A 15,755-nucleotide genomic window follows, 5' to 3' on the forward strand; every position below is an offset into this window, starting at 1 on the left:
GGCCTTACGTCGTTTCGCCGTACCGGTATTCAGTCCTGCACGACGTTGAGGTTGAACGTGGCGGTCACCTCGGGGTGCAGCTTGATCCGCACAGGGTGCGACCCGATCGACTTGATGTGACCGGAAACCTCCAGCCGCCGCCGGTCCAGGGACGGGCCGCCGGACGCCTTGACGGCGTCGACGATCTCGGCCGGGGTGACCGAGCCGAAGAGCCGGCCACCTTCACCGGCACGGGCCTTCAGGTTCACCTTGAGGGCCTCGAGCTGGGCCTTCACCTCGTTGGCGTGGTCCAGGTCGCGGATCTCGCGGGCCGAACGGGCCCGCTTGATGAGGGTGACCTGCTTCTCCGCGCCCTTGGTCCAGGCGATCGCGAAGCCCTGCGGGAGCAGGTAGTTACGGCCGTAGCCGTTCTTGACCTCCACGATGTCGCCCGGGGCACCGAGCCCGGACACCTCCTGAGTCAGGATGATCTTCATGTCGGTGCCTCTCTCAGCGGGCCGTCGCGGTGTACGGCAGGAGCGCCATCTCACGGGCGTTCTTGACCGCACGGGCGATCTGCCGCTGCTGCTGCGAGGTGACGCCGGTCACCCGCCGAGCGCGGATCTTGCCGCGGTCGGAGATGAACTTGCGCAGCAGCGCGGTGTCCTTGTAGTCGATGTACGTGATCCCGTCCTTGTCGAGCGGGTTCACCTTCTTCTTCGGCTTGCGCAGTGCCGCAGCCTTCGCCATTGCTCTTGCTCCTGGTTTACGATCACGGGCGCTCGGCGCCATTAGAACGGAGGCTCCTCGTCGAAGTTGCCGCCACCCGAACGTGCGGGGGCCGGTGCGGCCGAAGCCCAGGGGTCGTCGAAGTTGCCTCCGCCGCCCTGGCCACCACCGCCACCACTACCGAAGCCGCCGCCACCGCCGCCGGACCGGGACATCTTCTGCACCTTCGCCGTGGCGTAGCGCAGTGACGGGCCGATCTCGTCGACCTCCAGCTCGATGACGGTGCGCTTCTCGCCCTCGCGGGTCTCGTAGGACCGCTGACGCAGCCGACCCGAGACGATGACGCGGGCGCCGCGCTGTAGCGACTCCGCCACGTGCTCCGCGGCCTGCCGCCAGACGGTGCACGAAAGGAACAGCGGCTCGCCGTCCTTCCACTCACCGGACGCCTTGTCCATGAACCGGGGCGTCGAGGCGACCCGGAACTTGGCGACCGCGGCACCGGAGGGGGTGAACCGCAACTCGGGGTCATCGGTCAGGTTGCCGATGACCGTGATGGTGGTGTCTCCTGCCATGACCAACTCCTCGCGCGCTCATCCGTTCGCCGTACAGGTTCTCAGAACCCTCCGACAGCGACGGTGAGGCTGATCCGGGTGAGGCTGGGGTGGGTTTGCTAGCGCATCTCCGGCCGGAGGACCTTCGTGCGCAGCACGGACTCGTTGAGCCGCAGCTGGCGGTCCAGCTCGGCCACCGCCTCCGGCGTCGCCTGGAGGTCGATGACGGCGTAGATGCCCTCGGCCTTCTTGTTGATCTCGTAGGCGAGGCGCCGGCGGCCCCACACGTCGGTCTTCTCCACCGAGCCACCCGCGGTCCTGATCACGTTCAGGTACGTGTCGAGCGACGGGGCGACGGTGCGCTCCTCGAGGCTGGGGTCGAGGATCACCATGATCTCGTAATGACGCAAGACGTGCTCACCTCCTGTGGGCTATGCGGCCACGGTCCTTCCGTGGCAGGAGGTCGTGCGTCGTGGCCCGTTCCGGCACCGGGGGAACCCGACCGGGGACGGACAACCGGACCAGGATACCCGGCCCGGACGATCACCATCACCGAGGTGAGGGGGCGCGGCGAACCGGGGGCCCGCGCCGACGTCACTGTCGGCGCGGGCCCCCGGCCACGGGGCCGCGGGGCGCCTGGTCCGCATTCCTTGGGTGGGACCTGGGGAGGAACGACCACACCGATGAGGTTGGACCGGAGACGCCCCGCGGAGCTTTATCACGTTGTTACCTGACGTTATCGCGGAAGCCGGTGCTTCATGGGGCAAATCCCGGAATTACCGACAATTTCCCTGCCAAACTCCGGCCGGGTCGTCATGACCGGACGGTCCATTGGCATCAACGACTACCGTCGGTGCCGGTGACGCGGCCGGACAGCGGGCGTCGCCCCGGTCGTCCGCGGCGGGACGTAGGCTCGCCTGCATGCGTATCGGAGCCCACGTCGATCCGACCGACCCGCTGGCGGAGGCCACCGCCCGCGCGGCAGACGCCGTGCAGTTCTTCCTCTCCGACCCCCAAGGCTGGAAGGCGCCACAGCCCCGTGCCGACGCGGCGGCGCTGAGCGGTGCCGACGTCGACGTGTACGTGCACGCGCCGTACGTCATAAATGTCGCCACCGGCAACAACCGCATCCGGATCCCCAGCCGCAAGCTGCTGCTCGCGCATGCGAAGGCGGCCTCGGCCGTCGGCGCCAAGGGCCTGGTCGTGCACGGCGGGCACGTCAACGCCGGAGACGACCCGGCGACCGGGTTCGACAACTGGCGAAAGGCGCTGTCGTACGCGGCCGAGTCGGGCGGCTTCGGGCTGCCGGTGCTGATCGAGAACACCGCCGGTGGTGAGAACGCCTGCGCTCGGCGACTGGATGCGCTCGCCCGGCTATGGGACGCCATCGGCGACCAGGAGATCGGCTTCTGCCTGGACACGTGCCACGCCCATGCCGGCGGGGAGGAACTGCTCGGTCTGGTCGATCGGGTGAAGGCGATCACCGGTCGGATCGACCTGGTGCACGCCAACAACTCGAAGGACGGGTTCGGGTCGGGGCGGGATCGCCACGACAACCTGTCCGGCGGGACCATCGACCCGGAGCTCCTGGTCGCGGTGATCCGCGCGGCGGGTGCACCGGTCATCGTCGAGACACCCGGCGGGGTCGAGGGGCAGGGCAGTGACATCGCCTTCCTGCGCGAGCAACTCGACGGGAAGACCGGAGCACGATGACCACGGACCAGTCCGCCGCCGGTGGCCCCGGGCCGACCTCGCGAGACGCTCGGGCCACCGGTGAGCCGGCGCCTGGCGGCACCGACCCGCAGAGTCGGCGCGACCCGGGCAACGGTGTCCCGGCAAACGCCTTCGACGACGCAGGCACCTCAGCGGGGACCGCCTCAGCCCGCAAGGACGCCGACGAGGAGAAAAACGCCGACGCGGACAAGGACGCCGACGCGGAGAAAAACGCCGACGCGGACAAGGACGCCGGGGCCGCCGTGAAGCAGGACGAGGCTTCGGAGGACGCGACTTCGGAGAGGGACAAGGGCGGGAAGAAGGCGGGCGGCGACGGGGCCGGCGCGGACGGCGGCGGCAAGCCCGACGGCGCCCCGGCGGAGGGCGAGAGCAAGCCGGACCCCTGGGCCGCCTTCGGGCCCGCCCCCGAGCCGGTACCCACCTGGCACGGGCGGCTGGGCCGATGGGTCGGCCGGCTGCTGATCCACGAGTGGACGCTGGCCGCCGTCGCGTCACTGGCACTGGCCGTGCTGATGACCTGGCCGACCCTGCGCTACCCGGCGCACACGCTGCCGCAGGACTACTGGGACCCGAGCCTCCAGGCCTGGCAGATGGCGTGGTCCGGGCACATCCTGCTGACCGAACCGGCCCAGCTCTGGCACGCCAATGCGTTCTTCCCCGAACGGTGGAGCTTCGCCTTCTCGGACACCCTGCTCGGATACGCGCCGGCCGGCATGATTGGCAGTGGTCCCGAGGCCGCCCTCGTTCGCTACAACATCATGTTCGTGCTGGCGCACGCCCTCGCCACCTTCGGCGCGTACGTGCTGGCCCGGCAGCTCGGCGCGAGCCGGACGGGTCCCGCGGTGGTCGGTGCCGCCTACACGTACGCGCCGTGGCTGCTGGCCCAGGCCGGTCACCTGCACGTGGTCTCCAACGGCGGTATTCCACTGGCGCTGGCCATGCTGGCCCGGGGGCACGGCTGGTCGCTGCGGCACGGCTATCGACCGGAGCGCCGGCACGAGGGCTGGGTGTACGCCGGCTGGCTGGTGGCCGCCTGGCAGCTCAGTCTCGGATTCGGGATCGGCCTACCGTTCGCGTACGTGCTCGCCGGCACCGTGCTGGTGGCCGCCGCCATCTGGTACGCGAAACGGATCTTCTGGCGGCTCAAGCGTCCCTTCGGTCAGCGGTTGTTCGTCGCCGACCTGATCGGCGGGCTGATCTTCGCCGGGGTGGGTGTCCTGATGGCCATCCCGTACTTCACCGTCACGCAACTGCACCCGAATGCGGAGCGGACGATCGACGACATCGCCGTCTACTCGCCGCCCGGGACCGGTTTCGTCACCGCCCCGGCCGAGTCTCTCCTCTGGGGTGGGCTGCACGAAGGCGCACGCTCGCTGTTGCCATGGCATCCGGAGATGACGTTGCTGCCCGGTTTCGTGCTGTACGCGCTGGCCCTCGGCGGGCTGTTCTTCTCCGTCTGGAAGGTCCGCCAGCGGCTCCTGCTGTTCGCCGGGGTGCTGGTCGCGATGGCCCTGTCGATGGGCACCGAGCTGTTCGGCGGTCGCTTCACCTACGTACCGCTCTTCGACCACCTGCCCGGCTGGAGCGGCATCCGGACCCCGGGCCGGTTGATGCTGTGGGCCACGTTGCTGCTCGGGCTGCTCGCGGCGGGGGCGGTAAGCGCGTTCGCCGAGCGGGTCCGGGAGATCTCCGCCGAGCGGATCCCCTCCTGGCCGAGCCCCTGGCTGCGCCTGGCGACCCTGGTACCGCTGCTGCTGGTCATCGCCGAGGGCACCAACACCACACCTCATCCGGTGGTGCCGGCGCAACCGGCGGCGATGCGCTCGGTCGACGGCCCGCTGCTCGTGCTGCCCAGCGGGCAGAACCACGACCAGCCGGTGATGCTCTGGTCGACCACCCGGTTCCAGGACATCGTCAACGGTGGCAGCGGTTTCACTCCACGTCAGCTCGACGACGTACGCCGGGTCGCCATGACCTTCCCTGACCAGACGAGCGTCGACTACCTGCGCACGCTTGGCGTGCACAACGTCCTGGTGCTGCGCGACAAGATCGCTGGCACCCCGTGGGAGGTGAGCGTCGACGCACCCGTCGACGGGCTGGGCATCACCCGTGAGGAGATCGACGACGTCGTCGTCTTCCGCCTCTGAGCGTGCCGGTCATCGTCACGTTGTCGTGGCGACGGGCGTCGGGGTCTGCTCGACGGTTGACCGGCGGCTTCGCCATCGGTCCAGCCAGGAGGCGTCGGGTGCGCCGTCGAGCAGGCCGCCGTCCGGGTCGTCGGCATAGGTGCGGCGTACCGCGTCCTGCTCCGGGTTGAGGATCTCGCGGACGACCAGGACGACCAGGGCGACCACGGCGGCCAGGCGCAGGCTCGCGGCGAACACGAAGACGCCCTCCGGGAAGACCGGCGTGCCGGTCGACGCGCCGAGCAGTTGGCCGTAGAAGGCGATGAAGTAGCAGACCTCGGCGGCCTGCCAGACGAGGAAAGCCCCCCACCTGGGCCGGGCGAGCACCACCAGCGGCAGCAGCCAGAGCACGAACTGCTGCGACCAGACCTTGCTGAAGATCAGGAAGGCGGCGACCACCAGGAAGGCGAGCTGGGCGAGTCGGGGACGTCGCGGTGCCAGCAACGCCAGCGCGCCGACGCCGAGGCAGGCCAGCCCGAACAGGGCGTACGACAGGTAGTTGAGCGTCGGAATGTTGGCGTCCAGCCACTGGAAGGGCCCGATGCTGGCCGGGTCGCCGAACTTCCCGTCCAGGTAGCGACCGATGTACCAGAAGGTGCCCCAGTCGATGGGGCGGGTGGTGTTCAGCTCGAAGAAGCGGTCCCAGTTGTCCCGGTACGGAATCGCCGCCGGCAGGTTCACCAGCACCACCGTCACCGCCGCCGTACCGATGGACAGCAGCGCGGCCCGGATCCGGTTGGCACGTAACGCGAGCACCAGGATGGGCCCGAGGATGAACAACGGCCACATCTTCGCCGCACCACCGAGCCCGAGCAACACTCCGGAGAGCACCACCAGACGGGTACCCTTCGGGCCCGGCCCGGAGCGGGCCCAGGCCAGCAGGCCCAACGCGGCAAGCCCGATGGCCAGGAGATCCCAGTTGACGGTGGCGGTGAGCAGCAGCGCCGGGGCGAGCGCGAAGAGCGCGGCGTCCCACGGTCGCCGACGGCGCAGCGCCAGGATCACCGCCACGGTGACCACCGCCAGCGCACCGAGCACGAGTGCGTTGAGGTTGTAGAACCACTGGCCCTGGTTCATGTCGGGGTTGCCGTCGCCGGCCGAGTGGACCGGCAACCCGAGCGCCCCCATGAAGTACCCGGTCAGCACCGGATACTCCACCGGGTGATCCCGGTAGGGCACCGCCCCCTCGTTGAGCCGCTCTGCGTAGTAGAGCGCCAGCACGTCGGTGTAGCAGAAGCGCGTGTACTGCTCGTTGTTCACCCACGCGCCGTCCTGGCAGGGTGACTTCTGCACCCAGTGCAGGGCCAGCGTGAGGCAGGTCAGCGCCAGGACGATCCGTACCGCCGTCCAGAACCGGTTCTCCGCCCCGACGGGTCGGTCGCGGGCGACCGCGTGGTCACCGAGCGGACCGCCGATCAGACCGGAAAGCCCCCGGACGAAGCCGTCGGAGCGGGACGGGTGATCGGAGGCACCCGATCCATCGATGCCTGGCGTCGACTTCGTGCTCATGACCGTGCATCCTGCCGTATCCGGTGACCGCGTTGAAGCCGAAACCGCAGCGAATCCCCGAGGCACTGCCGCCGGTGGTACGGAAGCTCAGAGTACGAGGAACAGGACCGCCGGGGCGATGAGCAGGGCGGCAAGTGCGACGCGGACCGCTCGGGAACAACCCGCGCCGCGCGGGCGGCCGGAACATTTGTCCAGCCGCCCGCGGCGTCAGCGGGAGCTACTCCCGACTCGTCGTTCTGGGTGTTGGCAGGCCGCCGCCTCCACCACCCGGCCCGCCCGGTCCCTGATCACGATCGGGTGGGGTGATCGGATTGTCGCCGCCGTTGTTTCCGCCGTTGTTTCCGCCGTTGAGCTGACAGAGGAAGTCGACCGGGTTGCACTCCTGCTGGTTGCCGCCGCCCGGCGGGGTCGGTGGCGGTGCGGGCTTCTCGCCGTTGCCGGCGTCCTGATCACCGATTCCGGTGACATCGGGCAGGTTGGACGGGTCGTAGCCCTTCAAGGCGTCGTCCATGTACCGCTTCCACAGGGCGGCGGGGATGTTGCCACCGCCGATGTTGACGCCATTTCGGTCCACGATCGCCGGCTTCTTCGGGTCGCGGCTGCCGATCCACACCGCGGTGGCCACGTTCTCGTCGAAGCCGACCATCCAGGCGTGAGCGTTCTTGTCGGTTTTGCCGTGCTGCCAGGTGCCGGTCTTGCCGGCGGCCTGGCGGTTCACCAGGCTGGCATTGTTCTTGCCAGGGATCTCCTTGAGCACCGCGGTCACCTCGTCGGCGACCTCCGGCCGGATCACCTGCTGCGGCTTGAGCTTCTCGCCGGTGCCGCGCACCTTGTCCCACTTGCCGGTGGCCTTGTTCTGCTTCTCCACCATCCGGACGAAGTGCGCCTTGTTGTACTTGCCCTTGTTGGCGAGGGTGGCCAGGCCGTTGGCATGGTCCAGCACGGTCACCGGATACTGGCCGAAGCCGATAACCCGGTCGAACTTGCTCGGCGCGAGATCCTCGGGCTTCTCCTTCGTCAGGTCGTAGACCTTGTGCTTGTCGTCCCACATGGTGCGGATGCCGGCGCGGCGAGCCATGTCGAGGACCTTGTCGGGGCCGATGTCCTCGGTCACGTGGAAGAACGGCACGTTGTACGACTGCACCGTCGACTCCTGCAGGGTGCACCACTTGTTACAGGTTCGCCCGACATCCCGGCCAGCGTTCACGATCGGGTCCTTGTAGCCCTCGGGCTTGAACGGGGTGGCGTCCCAGTGCGACTTGACCGAGATCTCCGCGTCGATCGCCGCGGCCAGGGTGTAGACCTTGAACGACGAGCCTGGGGGATGGCCACCCACGATGTTGCCGTTCTGATCCGTGTTGAGGCCGGCGTAGTCGAAGTCGGCGCCGCTGTCACCGCCGTAGTAGGCAAGCACCCGGCCGGTCTTCGGGTCGACGGAGACCACCGCCGCCATCAGGTTCTTCGGCTGCCCCTTCAGCACCGAGCCCTTACGGTCCGGCTGGGCCGCCGCCTCCAGCGCCTTCTGCATCTTCGGGTCGATGGTGGTGGTGATCCGGTACCCACCCTCGCGCAGTTCGTCGACGCAGGTGGGCTTGTCCGGCTCACCGGACTCGGTGCAGATGCCCCACTCAGCCATCTCCTTGCGGACATAGTTGATGACGTTGCCCCGCGGAGTGGCGACCCCGAAGCCGTTGTCCTTCTTCGACTTCTGAACCTTCGGGTACTCGGTCGGCCGCTCCGGCTTGTCCGGGGCGTTCAGCCAGCCTTCCTCGACCATCCCGTTGATGACGTACTCCCACCGGGACTTCGCCTCGACCTCGTTCGTCTCCGGGTCGAAGCCCTTGTGGGTGGCGCTGGCGACCGGCTGCTTGATCAGTGCGGCGAGCACCGCGCCCTGCGCCACCGTCAGCCTCTTGGCGCTGGTGTTGAAGTACGTCTGGGCCGCCGCCTCGATGCCGTACGCACCACGACCGAAGTAGATCACGTTGAGGTAGTTCTCCATGATCTGGTCTTTGGTGTAGTTGTCGTTCAGCTTGGAGGCGAGGATCGCCTCCTTCACCTTCCGCGCGTAGCTGTCGTCCTGGAGGTTCTCGTAGGCGTTGCGGGCGTACTGCTGGGTGATGGTCGAGGCGCCCTGCTTGTCACCGCCGGAGAGGTTGTTCCACGCGGCCCGGGCGATGCCCTTGTAGTCGACGCCCGAGTGCCGGTAGAAGTTCCGGTCCTCGGCGGCGGCCACGGCGTCCCGCACATGCTGCGGAATGCTGTCGATGGTGACGAAGGTGCGGTTCTCGTTGCCGAGCTTGGCGACAAGCGTCTTGCCGTCCTTGGCGTAGACGGTGGTGGACAGCGGCAGCGGGATCTCCTTGGGCAGCACCACGTTCGTCGAGTAGTAGGTGAACCCGACGACGCCGATGCCGGCCAGCATGATGAACACCGCGAAACCGGCGATCAGCATGTTCATCCGCTTGCGCTTGCGGGCGCGGGCCGCCGCACCGGGGTCACGGCCACCGCGACCCGGCCGGGTCGGTCCACCCGGTCCACCCGGTCCACCGGGGCCGCCAGGGCTGCCCGGCCCGCCAGGGCCGCCGACGCTTGCCCTTGCCACCGCGGCCCGACCGCCGACGCCACCCACCGAGGCCGACCCGACGCTCGCCCGACCGGCTGATGCCGCGCCCACGGCGGCGGCACCGACCGAGGCGCGACCCGGCCCGGCCGGGGAGACCGGCACCGAGGCACGACCGGCGCGGCCCGGTGCGGGTGAGACCGGCACCGAGGCACGACCGGGGCCAGCCGGTGACACCGGCACCGAGGCACGACCGGGGCCAGCTGGCGAGCTGGGCACGGAGGCGCGGCCAGGACCGGCCCGGCCGACCGGCGCCGCGCCGGCGGAACCGCCCCACGGCGGAACGCTCGCCGAGCCACCGACCGAGGCACGTCCGCCGACCGAGGCACGGGCCGACGGGCCGGAGGTGTCCGGCCCGGTCGACCAGTTGACTTCGCGCGGTTCACCACCCGGGCGGCGGTACGCGTCGTCCGCCTGCCCCGGGTCGTCCTGGCCCGGAGCCCAGGCCCGGCCGCGCGAGGAGCTGGGATCGCCGTACGAGTTCATTCCTCACACCCTGCCGTCGCGGTGGGGCGCGTTAGCACCGCCACCGGTTTGCCGTGAGTTGTGACACCTGCGGGCCCGGCATGGGGGTGCCGTGGTCGCGGCGTCAGATCCGCATCAATCGGACCAATCAGACCTACGAGCTGTCGGTCACCCCAGCCGCGTCGCACGCGACCGGGGTCGACCGATCGAGCTCGAATCACCGTTGCGCCTCTCGCCTTCGCCGGACACCCGTTCCGTCCGCGGTCATGCCGCTCGCCTCACCGTGCTCCGGGTCGCCGTCGACGACGCCGGTCAGACCGTCCCGGCCGAGCAGGTACTGCTCGACGAGATGGTTCCAGTCACAGCCGAGGCACACCTCCACCACGAAGACCTGGAACTCACGCAGCGTCATCGCCAGCACGGTCAGCTCAGCCACATTACGGGCTTGGCCGGCCGATTGCTTGAGTTCGTCCCCGTAAATGTAGTGGACCAGGGTCAGGTTCTCGCTGCGGCAGATCGGGCACCGCTCGTCGGTGGACTCGCCGTGGAACCGAGCCGCGTTCTTCAGGTAGGGCGATGCGTCGCACAGGTCATAGGTGCCGACGCGGCCGGCGAGGAGCTCACGCAGCGCCGCTCGCTTTCGGAGCGAGTAGTCGACGACCTGGCGCTGCGTACGCATGCGGGAAAGGGTACGCGGTCTCTTCTGACGAGGCGACCACCGTGACGATCCGTGACCGGAGGACATCAGAACGGGGGTTTGCCCAGACTGGGACGAGACGCTACGGTGCGATGTATCGGTCCGATACATCGTGGCGGTAAGCGCTTCACGAACAGGGTAAAGGGAGGGTGGCCGGTGCTCGAACTCGCCATCCTCGGCCTGTTGCAGGAGGCCCCGATGCACGGCTACGAGCTGCGCAAGGAGCTCACCGCCAAGCTCGGGGCGATCCGCGCCGCGATCAGTTACGGCTCGCTCTATCCGACCCTGCGCCGGCTGCAGGCGGCGGGCTGGATCACCGAGGCCGACGAGACACCCGCCACCGCCGAGGAGGTTCCCGCGCTGACCAGCCGACGAGGTCGGGTGGTCTACGAAATCACCGCGGAAGGAAAGGAACGCTTCGCCCAGCTCATCGCACAGACCGGGCCGGAGACCTACGGCGACACCGGCTTCGGTGTGCACTTCGCGTTCTTTTCCCGAACCGACCAGGCGACCCGACTTCGAATCCTGGAAGGTCGCCGCCGCACGATCGAGGAACGTCGCGAGGGCCTTCGCGACATGCTGGGCCGCGCGGCCGAGCGCCTCGACGCGTACACCCTGGAGCTGCAGCGCCACGGCCTGGAGGCCTGTGAGCGTGAGGTCCGCTGGCTGGAGGAGCTCATCGCCAACGAGCGCTCCGGCCGTGCCCCGACGGTCCCGGACGACGGGACGGCCGGCGGCCCACGACAAGACAACAACCCGCCTCCGCCTGGTGAGACCAGGACAGAGCGGCCGTGACAAAGAAGAAGGAGGCACACGCGATGGGCTCCGTCCGCGTCGCCATCGTCGGTGTGGGTAACTGCGCCTCGTCCCTGGTACAGGGCGTCGAGTACTACCGGAATGCCGACCCCAACGACCGCGTCCCGGGTCTCATGCACGTCACCTTCGGCGACTATCACGTCTCTGACGTGCAGTTCGTCGCGGCGTTCGATGTCGACGCCAAGAAGGTGGGCATGGACCTCGCGGAGGCGATCGTCGCCAGCGAGAACAACACCATCAAGCTCTGCGACGTGCCGCCGACCGGCGTCACCGTGCAGCGCGGCCCGACCTTCGACGGGCTCGGCCAGTACTACCGCGAGATCGTCGAGGAGTCGGACGCCACGCCGGTCGACGTGGCCAAGGCGCTGCGCGACGCGCAGGTCGACGTGGTCGTCTCCTACCTGCCGGTCGGCTCGGAGCAGGCCGACAAGTTCTACGCCCAGGCCGCGATCGACGCCGGCTGCGCGTTCGTCAACGCCCTGCCGGTCTTCATCGCCTCCGACCCCGAGTGGGCGCAGAAGTTCACCGACGCGGGCCTGCCGATCGTCGGCGACGACATCAAGAGCCAGGTCGGCGCCACCATCGTGCACCGCGCCCTGGCAAAGCTCTTCGAGGACCGGGGCGTCGAGCTGCTGCGTACGTACCAGCTCAACTTCGGCGGCAACATGGACTTCATGAACATGCTGGAGCGCAACCGCCTGGTCTCGAAGAAGATCTCGAAGACCCAGTCGGTGACCTCCCAGGTGCCGCACGAGATGGCCAAGAGCGACGTGCACATCGGCCCGTCCGACCACGTGCCGTGGCTGGACGACCGCAAGTGGGCGTACATCCGCCTGGAGGGCCGCTCGTTCGGTGACACCCCGCTCAACGCCGAGCTGAAGCTCGAGGTGTGGGACTCGCCGAACTCGGCCGGCGTCATCATCGACGCCGTCCGGGCCGCGAAGATCGCGCTGGACCGGAAGATCGGCGGCCCGATCCTGTCGGCCTCGTCGTACTTCATGAAGTCCCCGCCGGTGCAGTACGCCGACCACGACGCGCACGCCGCCGTCGAGGAGTTCATCGCCGGTGAGATCGAGCGCTGACGCGCCGACCACCAGCAGCAGACGGCGAGGGCCGGGTCCGCGCGGACCCGGCCCTCGCCGTCTCCGCGCAGGCCAGCCACACCCGGTACGAGGGGTGTCGCGATGTGCGGCATGTCGAGCGCCGCACGGGGCGGCGTCGTCGATGGCGGAACGTTACGCTGACCGCCGTGCCGTTCACCGACGCTACGCACGCCGCCAGGTCGGTGCGCCGGGTCGCCACCGCACTCGCGGGCGCTTTGCTGACCACCAGCCTGTTCGCCTGCGCCGTCCCCGGCAGCCGTCCTCCGGCCGAGTCGGACCAAGAGGTCGTGCCGCCCAACCCCCGGCCGTCGGTGGCCGAGGCCCGCTGTGTCGCCGCCGCGGCCACACTGCCGGAGACCGCGACGAAAGCCCCCGCCCCGTCCGGGGCGTCGACTGCACCGGTACCGCTGGGCACCGGACATCCGATGGCCGATGAACGGGTACGCGAGGAGATGCTCCGCCGTCAGCAGGCCGCCAACGACGCCTTCCGGCAGCGCGGCACGCTCGAACCCGAGACGGCTGCCGGCGCTCGAGCTTGTGCCACCGAGGTGCTCAAGGGCCTGAATCTGCTGACCGCCGGCGGCCGGGACGAGCCTGACGAGGAGGCAGTACGGCGGGCGGTGACCGCCACCGGCCTCACCGACGTGGTCGTCAGGCCGCCCGGGCGGCTCGATCTGGGCCCCGGCGACGGGCTGATCTTCGCGGGGTGGACCGGCCGGGCGTGCGTCTTCGGCAGCGTCCGGGACGAGATCACGGTGGAGATCGGCACCCGGATCGCCGACGGTGGTTGTCTGCCCGCGCCGGACTGATCAGCACCAGGCGCGTTGCAGGGCCACCCGAGCCTCCAGTTCCAGCAGTTTGACCTTGCGGTCCAGGCCACCACCGAAGCCGACCAGCTTCCCGCCCGCCCCGATGATTCGGTGACACGGCACGATCACCGGGATCGGGTTGCGGTTGCAGGCCACACCGACCGCTCGGGCCGCTCCCGCGTCACCGACCCGCCGGGCCACCTCGCCGTAGGTCAGTGTCTCGCCGTACGGGATGCGGGTCATCTCCCGCCACACCGCGCGCTCGAAATCGGAGCCACGGGGCACGGTCACCGGCACCCCGAAATCGGTCAGCTCGCCGGCGAAGTACGCGCGCAGTTCCGCCACCGCCCGTCGGGAGGTCTCGTCAGCCGGCTCGGTCGTCCCCTCACCGACCGGGCCGAAATGTGCCCCGCATACGCCGTCCCCGTCGGTGGCCACGGAGAACTCCCCGATCGGTGAGTCGAGCACGGTCCAACGCATCCCGCCATTCTCCACTCGTGAGCAGGGGCCGCAACAGGCGAGCGCCCGCCGGAGCGTCCCGGGTGTTCGGGAGCTCCGGCGGGCGCCGGCCGTGCGCGACGGATCAGGCGGTGGAGACGGTGAATCTCTCGCCGTTGCCCAGCCCCAGACCGGAGGACGACCACTTGATGGTCTTGTTCGAGATCAGCTGGCTGGTGCCGGACGACCCGGCGGAGACCGCCTGGTCGTCGCCCGCCCTGAGGAAGATCGTTCCGTCGATGTTGTAGTTGGCGAAGTCGAACGTCTCGTAGAGACCCCGCCCCGTGCTGCTGGCGACCAGCGGCTTGGTGCCCTTGCTCGCCGCGGTCACGTACCTGCCGTTGGCGTGGGCCCGCAGACTGAAGAAGCCGTCACCCACGTTGATGACGTCGAACCTCGCCGCCTTGGTGACGGTCGTGCTGCTGGGGACCAGCGGTTTGGTGCTGCTCGCGGCCACGACGTACTTGCCGCTGGCCTTGGACCGGAGGCTGACGATCGGCGGCGCTGCGTCGATTGTGAACTTCTCGTTGGTGCCGATGGAGGTCTTGCTCGCCATCATCGACGAGCTGCCGGACGTGGACGCCGTGACGTACTTGCCATTGATCTTGGACTTGAGGCTTACCGTGCCGTCGGTGTGGTTGACGATTGTGTACTTGGCCGACGTGACGATCGTCTTGTGACTCGCGATCAGCGGCTTGGTGCCGTTGCTCGGCGCCACCACGTACAGCCCAGTGGCCCTGGAGCGCAGCGCGACCAGGCCGCTACCCGCGTCGACGAAGTCGAATCGCTGCGCCGTGCCCATGCTCGTCCCGTTGTTCACCAGCGGCTTGGTGCTGCTGGCGGCGGTGACGAACTTGCCGTTGGAACGGGCCTTGAAGCCGTGTGAGTAGCGGGTCGGCGTGACCGAGCCGACGGTCAGCAGCCGGTCGATCGAACCCTTCGTGTCGTACACCCCGCCGGCGAGGCCGGTGGTGACGATCCGGTCCCGGACCTGCCTCGGCGACCAGCCCGGATTGGTGCTCAGCAGCAGCGCCGCGGCGCCTGCCACGTGCGGAGCGGCCATCGAGGTGCCGCTGAACACCGCGCTGCTGGTGTTGCTGTTGTGCCGCGCCGAGATGATGCTCGCGCCCGGCGCGAAGACGTCGAGGCACTTGCCGTAGTTCGAGAACCACGCCCGCATGTTGATCCGGTCCGTCGCGCCCACGGTGATCGCCTCCGGTACCCGGGCCGGAGACGCCTTGCACGCGTCCATCCAGCTGTTACCGGCCGCGATCGAGTAGGTGACGCCGGACGCGATGGACCGGTTCACCGCCTCGTCGAGGGACGGGACGGCGACGACGTCACCGAGGCTCATGTTGGCCACGGCCGGCTTCTGGGCGTGCTCGGTCACCCAGTCGACACCGGCGATGACCTGTTCGGTGGTGCCGAAACCGTCGCAGTCGAGCACCCGTACGCCCACGAGCTGCACACCCTTGGCCACGCCATACTTGGTGCCGCCGACGGTCCCGGCGACGTGCGTACCGTGGCCGTTGCAGTCTTGGGCGACCTCGTCGGAGTCGATGGCGTCGTAGCCGTGACTCGCCCGACCGCCGAAGTCCTGGTGGGCGATGTTGATTCCGGTGTCCAGGATGTACGCGGTGACCGAGCTGCCGGTGTTGGGGTACTTGTAGCTGCCGTTCAGTTTCGGCGAGGCCTGATCGATGCGGTCGAGGCCCCAGGACGGCGGGCTGCTCTGCGTGCCGCTGTTCGCCGACAGCCGCCGAACCTGCTCCACGTAGGCCACGTCGGGGTGGCTGGCCAACTTGTCCGCCTGCCGCTGGCTCATGGTGGCCGAGTAACCGTTGAGGGCGTGGCCGAACACGCGGCGGACCGTGCCACCGTTCGCGCCGGTGAGCGCCGAGGCGGTGGCCCGGACGGATTTGTTTGTCGCCCCCCGGTCCTTGAGGACGACGATGTAGCGATCCGGCACGGCGCCGACCCCCTTGGTGCCGAGCACCTCGACGCGGGGCTGGTCGGCCGGAGCGGCCATCGCGGCACCGCCGGTCACGACGGTGAG

Annotated in this window: 14 protein-coding genes; 5 read left to right on the forward strand and 9 right to left on the reverse strand. The window is 69.2% G+C overall.

Features of this window, described 5'->3' with window-relative positions:
* Window positions 1–29: 29 nt before the first annotated feature.
* From rplI to rpsF, 4 genes are all read right to left on the reverse strand, one after another.
* Entirely contained in the window at window positions 30–476 is a 447-nt protein-coding gene (rplI, locus tag KBX00_RS01680; protein ID WP_210822479.1) for a 50S ribosomal protein L9, read from the reverse strand.
* Between the two features lie 13 nt (window positions 477–489).
* Window positions 490–729: a 30S ribosomal protein S18 gene (gene rpsR, locus KBX00_RS01685; RefSeq protein ID WP_007073789.1), complete on the reverse strand. Its 240-nt coding sequence runs from the start codon at window positions 727–729 to the stop codon at window positions 490–492.
* 41 nt (window positions 730–770) lie between these two features.
* Window positions 771–1,280, reverse strand: coding sequence for a single-stranded DNA-binding protein (locus KBX00_RS01690; RefSeq protein ID WP_164448791.1), 510 nt, complete (start codon window positions 1,278–1,280; stop codon window positions 771–773).
* Between the two features lie 98 nt (window positions 1,281–1,378).
* Window positions 1,379–1,669, reverse strand: coding sequence for a 30S ribosomal protein S6 (rpsF, locus tag KBX00_RS01695; RefSeq protein ID WP_093409369.1), 291 nt, complete (start codon window positions 1,667–1,669; stop codon window positions 1,379–1,381).
* 511 nt (window positions 1,670–2,180) lie between these two features.
* On the opposite strand from rpsF, the gene KBX00_RS01700 reads away from it, so the two are divergent.
* Both KBX00_RS01700 and KBX00_RS01705 read left to right on the forward strand, forming a co-directional pair.
* A complete protein-coding gene (locus KBX00_RS01700; protein ID WP_210822481.1) occupies window positions 2,181–2,972 on the forward strand; it encodes a deoxyribonuclease IV in 792 nt (263 codons plus the stop codon).
* A complete protein-coding gene (locus KBX00_RS01705) occupies window positions 2,969–5,140 on the forward strand; it encodes a hypothetical protein (protein ID WP_210822483.1) in 2,172 nt (723 codons plus the stop codon). The genes KBX00_RS01700 and KBX00_RS01705 overlap by 4 nt, the downstream gene beginning before the upstream one ends.
* A gap of 15 nt (window positions 5,141–5,155) precedes the next feature.
* Here the strand turns inward: KBX00_RS01705 and KBX00_RS01710 are convergent, their stop codons facing one another.
* The 3 genes from KBX00_RS01710 to KBX00_RS01720 form a co-directional block, all read right to left on the reverse strand.
* Entirely contained in the window at window positions 5,156–6,688 is a 1,533-nt protein-coding gene (locus KBX00_RS01710) for a glycosyltransferase family 87 protein (protein ID WP_210822485.1), read from the reverse strand.
* 217 nt (window positions 6,689–6,905) lie between these two features.
* Window positions 6,906–9,797 (reverse strand): transglycosylase domain-containing protein, encoded by a 2,892-nt coding sequence (locus KBX00_RS01715; protein WP_210822487.1) that lies wholly within the window; start codon window positions 9,795–9,797, stop codon window positions 6,906–6,908.
* 196 nt (window positions 9,798–9,993) lie between these two features.
* The gene (locus KBX00_RS01720) at window positions 9,994–10,455 is read right to left on the reverse strand and encodes a DUF5318 domain-containing protein (RefSeq protein ID WP_210822488.1); all 462 of its coding nucleotides are present in this window, start codon (window positions 10,453–10,455) and stop codon (window positions 9,994–9,996) included.
* Between the two features lie 174 nt (window positions 10,456–10,629).
* Here KBX00_RS01720 and KBX00_RS01725 point away from each other — a divergent pair, with 174 nt between their 5' ends.
* The 3 genes from KBX00_RS01725 to KBX00_RS01735 all read left to right on the forward strand — a co-directional run bounded on the left by KBX00_RS01725 (window position 10,630) and on the right by KBX00_RS01735 (window position 13,201).
* Window positions 10,630–11,268 carry a PadR family transcriptional regulator gene (locus tag KBX00_RS01725; RefSeq protein WP_210822489.1) on the forward strand — a complete coding sequence of 213 codons (639 nt, stop codon included), beginning with the start codon at window positions 10,630–10,632 and terminating at the stop codon, window positions 11,266–11,268.
* A gap of 23 nt (window positions 11,269–11,291) precedes the next feature.
* Window positions 11,292–12,371 carry an inositol-3-phosphate synthase gene (locus tag KBX00_RS01730; RefSeq protein WP_210822847.1) on the forward strand — a complete coding sequence of 360 codons (1,080 nt, stop codon included), beginning with the start codon at window positions 11,292–11,294 and terminating at the stop codon, window positions 12,369–12,371.
* A gap of 167 nt (window positions 12,372–12,538) precedes the next feature.
* Window positions 12,539–13,201: a hypothetical protein gene (locus tag KBX00_RS01735; RefSeq protein WP_210822490.1), complete on the forward strand. Its 663-nt coding sequence runs from the start codon at window positions 12,539–12,541 to the stop codon at window positions 13,199–13,201.
* Here KBX00_RS01735 and KBX00_RS01740 read toward each other — a convergent pair whose 3' ends face one another.
* Both KBX00_RS01740 and KBX00_RS01745 read right to left on the reverse strand, forming a co-directional pair.
* Window positions 13,202–13,681 (reverse strand): methylated-DNA--[protein]-cysteine S-methyltransferase, encoded by a 480-nt coding sequence (locus KBX00_RS01740; protein ID WP_210822491.1) that lies wholly within the window; start codon window positions 13,679–13,681, stop codon window positions 13,202–13,204.
* Between the two features lie 103 nt (window positions 13,682–13,784).
* On the reverse strand, window positions 13,785–15,746 hold the full coding sequence (locus tag KBX00_RS01745) for a S8 family serine peptidase (RefSeq protein WP_307867941.1): 1,962 nt from the start codon (window positions 15,744–15,746) through the stop codon (window positions 13,785–13,787).
* Between the last annotated feature and the right edge of the window lie 9 nt (window positions 15,747–15,755).

The sequence above is a fragment of the Micromonospora sp. C95 genome (assembly GCF_018070465.1).
Taxonomy (GTDB): Bacteria; Actinomycetota; Actinomycetes; order Mycobacteriales; family Micromonosporaceae; genus Micromonospora.

Coding starts and splice junctions, on each gene's coding strand:
- rplI (WP_210822479.1), bottom strand. CDS start 476: ATGAAGATCATCCTGACTCAGGAGGTGTCCGGGCTCGGTGCCCCGGGC.
- rpsR (WP_007073789.1), bottom strand. CDS start 729: ATGGCGAAGGCTGCGGCACTGCGCAAGCCGAAGAAGAAGGTGAACCCG.
- KBX00_RS01690 (WP_164448791.1), bottom strand. CDS start 1,280: ATGGCAGGAGACACCACCATCACGGTCATCGGCAACCTGACCGATGAC.
- KBX00_RS01700 (WP_210822481.1), top strand. CDS start 2,181: ATGCGTATCGGAGCCCACGTCGATCCGACCGACCCGCTGGCGGAGGCC.
- KBX00_RS01705 (WP_210822483.1), top strand. CDS start 2,969: ATGACCACGGACCAGTCCGCCGCCGGTGGCCCCGGGCCGACCTCGCGA.
- KBX00_RS01710 (WP_210822485.1), bottom strand. CDS start 6,688: ATGAGCACGAAGTCGACGCCAGGCATCGATGGATCGGGTGCCTCCGAT.
- KBX00_RS01715 (WP_210822487.1), bottom strand. CDS start 9,797: ATGAACTCGTACGGCGATCCCAGCTCCTCGCGCGGCCGGGCCTGGGCT.
- KBX00_RS01720 (WP_210822488.1), bottom strand. CDS start 10,455: ATGCGTACGCAGCGCCAGGTCGTCGACTACTCGCTCCGAAAGCGAGCG.
- KBX00_RS01730 (WP_210822847.1), top strand. CDS start 11,292: ATGGGCTCCGTCCGCGTCGCCATCGTCGGTGTGGGTAACTGCGCCTCG.
- KBX00_RS01740 (WP_210822491.1), bottom strand. CDS start 13,681: ATGCGTTGGACCGTGCTCGACTCACCGATCGGGGAGTTCTCCGTGGCC.